The 2,895-nt window shown below is 35.2% G+C and carries 4 protein-coding genes and 1 pseudogene; all 5 read left to right on the forward strand.

The window, feature by feature from the left end:
* Positions 1–367, forward strand: a pseudogene (gene gidA / locus BBROOKSOX_RS09820) (tRNA uridine-5-carboxymethylaminomethyl(34) synthesis enzyme MnmG); the annotation flags it as partial.
* Positions 364–969, forward strand: a complete 606-nt coding sequence (gene rsmG / locus BBROOKSOX_RS09825; protein WP_139661513.1) for a 16S rRNA (guanine(527)-N(7))-methyltransferase RsmG — start codon at positions 364–366, stop codon at positions 967–969. The pseudogene gidA and the gene rsmG, both read left to right, overlap by 4 nt.
* Entirely contained in the window at positions 966–1,721 is a 756-nt protein-coding gene (locus BBROOKSOX_RS09830) for a hypothetical protein (RefSeq protein ID WP_139661515.1), read from the forward strand. The genes rsmG and BBROOKSOX_RS09830 overlap by 4 nt, the downstream gene beginning before the upstream one ends.
* A gap of 11 nt (positions 1,722–1,732) precedes the next feature.
* On the forward strand, positions 1,733–2,629 hold the full coding sequence (locus BBROOKSOX_RS09835) for an HNH endonuclease (protein ID WP_139661517.1): 897 nt from the start codon (positions 1,733–1,735) through the stop codon (positions 2,627–2,629).
* A 55-nt stretch (positions 2,630–2,684) separates the two neighbouring features.
* Positions 2,685–2,895: TatD family hydrolase (locus tag BBROOKSOX_RS09840; protein ID WP_257607850.1), on the forward strand; the 211-nt coding region annotated here is incomplete at its 3' end.

Here is a 2,895-nt window from a genome sequence, read left to right on the forward strand (position 1 = left end):
AAATCACGAATATTCATTATTAGAACTGTTAAAACGACCAAAAGTAAATTATCAAATTTTATCTCAGATTGAATCAGCACAGCCTTTTTTAACGGATACAACTTTAATTAGCGTGGTGGAAAATCAAATTAAATATGAGGGTTATATCAAACGCCAGTTAGAAGAAATTGAAAAATATCGTAGGAATGAAGACACCGCTTTACCGAGCGATATGGACTACGATTCTATTAAGGCACTGTCAAGTGAAGTCATACAAAAACTTAGCGACCATCGTCCGGAAACCATCGGTCAAGCCAGCCGACTTCAAGGCGTTACCCCCGCCTCTATTTCTATTTTATTGGTGTATCTAAAAACTTATAAAAGATGAAAACATTGCTCACGCAAGGTGCAAAAGAAATGAACATTGTACTGAACGATACACAAGCAACTTTGCTAATTAGTTACCTTGAATTGATTATAAAGTGGAATAAAACTTATAATTTGAGCGCCATTCGTACCATGGAAGTAGGCGTTAAAAAACATTTGTTAGACTGCTTGTCTATTATGCCTTATGTTGATGAATCACCACTACTTGATGTAGGCGCAGGTGCAGGATTACCAGGGATTGTGCTCAGTATTATGAAGCCAACACTTGCTGTGAGTGTGCTGGATTCAGTCGGTAAAAAATGTCGATTTATGCAATTTGTAAAATCTCAACTAGGACTTAAAAATTTATCAGTATTGAATGAGCGTGTTGAGGTATTTGAATCTAAGAGATGTTTTGGTCAGATTACTTCTAGAGCATTTGCAGAAACATATAAAACCTTAAAACTAACGCAACATTTATTATGCGATAATGGGCATTATTTGCTAATGAAAGGTGTTAATGCTGAACAAGAAGCCCTACCCAACAGAGCGAAAATTTATCAACTGTGCGTGCCATGGGTTTCAGATCAACGATTTTTAATTAAAATAAGGAAAACAGAATGAAAAAAATACTCTATATACTTTTAACTTTGCTGGCTATTCTAGCGTTAGTCATTACTTTTTTTGCCAATCCAATTGGCAAATATTATGCCCAAAGTTACGCCCAGAAATTACTTAAAACCCCTGTTGAAATTAGCCAACTTAACCTTCGTTTATTAGACAAGAGCCTTAATGTTGATTTTATTAAAGTCCAAAATCCGCCTAACTTTAAGAATAAAAACGCCCTTTCCTTAGATCATTTTTTGTTAAAAGTAGGCACTATTGAGAGTAATTTGATTGTCATTGACATCATTGAATTAGACGGACTGCAGTTTACTCTGGAGCAAAATATCAACAAAGTTAATTTAACCCAATTATTGAGTAATGTGGAAAAACAAGACGAAAATAATATATCAGCAAGTGCCAAAACCCAAGATAACAATCAACAGCGTATTAAAATAAAAACCCTTGAAGTGCGCAATATCAGCCTTAAAGTTAATACCAAATGGCTCAAAACCACATTGAAAATACCTAACATTTCAGCACATAATTTTGGCGGTAATTCAGGCGTACCTGTGAACGAAATTGGCAAACAAGTGGCAAAAGAAATTCTACATAACTTAAAGCAAGCTTTAGAAGAACAAGGCATTGAAGCAGGAAAAAAAGAAATTGAAGCCAGTTTACGCCGCAAAATTGAACAAAAACTTGGCATTGAAGGTGGTTTAGATGCACTTGAAAACAAGACCAAAGATTTGTTCAAGAGTTTTGGGTTTTAACAAAGAAAATTATGAATGTTATTTCTGAGAATAATGAAGTTTTTAATGCCTCTGTATCAGTACAAACGATAGAACAGCATTTTGGGCTTGTAATGGAGTCAAGGAGTGGCACTAAAAATAGTGTAAATGAAAGAAACACTGATTACATTCTTGCATTAGAAGTGATATTATTGAGGCTTTTTAAATTGAATGTAGGGGCGATTAAGGTGTTTCTGGTTTCTAGAAAAGCGTTCACAATATGGCCTTCTATGGCAGAAAGGACACTTGAAATAGAAAATTCTGCCGATATAAAATTATCTTCAAGTGCAGAAACTCTAAGAAAATTAATCTGTAAAGCACAGAGAAATAAAAAAGAAGATCCAAGTAGCAAAGGAGGAAATTCAACAAAGAAAATACTTATTAGTGCAAATTTAAGCGATAAACAGTGGAAATCTGTGGTGTTGGGTGGCGCTAAAGTTTGCCCTATTTCAGAATATGAAATACAGGGCGAGGTGTTTGATCCAAACAATGTAGGAAGCGCCAAAGAAAACACAATTCGATCTATTGTAAATAGGCGAGGGCAGGCTAATTTTAGAAATAAGCTATTGAAAATATATAATGAAAAATGTGCTATTTCAGCAACAAATTTACCGCCCGTTCTTGAGGCAGCTCATATTGTTCCTTATCAAGGGGTAGAAACAAACCACATTACAAACGGTATTTTACTAAGATCTGATTTCCATATATTGTTCGATTTTGGATTTATTGGTATAAATAAATCTTATCAAGTGGTCGTTTCATCGTCACTACGCGACACAGAATATGAAAAATATCATAAATCGGATATTTTTTTACCAACGAAAGAAAATGAAAGACCAAGCCTTTTGGCACTTGATTCTCGTGCATTGCCCTATAGAAAGAGAGGTTAGCGTTAGAAAATGTGGGCAACAGATTGGCTAATTTTTTAAAAATAAGAGGCAAGTAATGATGAAAATTATTGATTCACATTGTCATTTAGACAGGGTAGATTTATCGGTTTTTGGTGGGAGTATGGAGAGCCTATTGGCGCATGCTAAGACCTTGTCGGTGGAGGAATTTTTGTGCGTTTGTATTGATTTAGAACACTTTGATGATGTGTTTTCTTTGGCGAGGCAGTATCCACAGATTTATGCCTCAGTGGGGGTGCACCCTTGTG

It is taken from the genome of bacterium endosymbiont of Bathymodiolus sp. 5 South (genome assembly GCF_900128535.1).
GTDB lineage: Bacteria > Pseudomonadota > Gammaproteobacteria > PS1 > Pseudothioglobaceae > Thiodubiliella.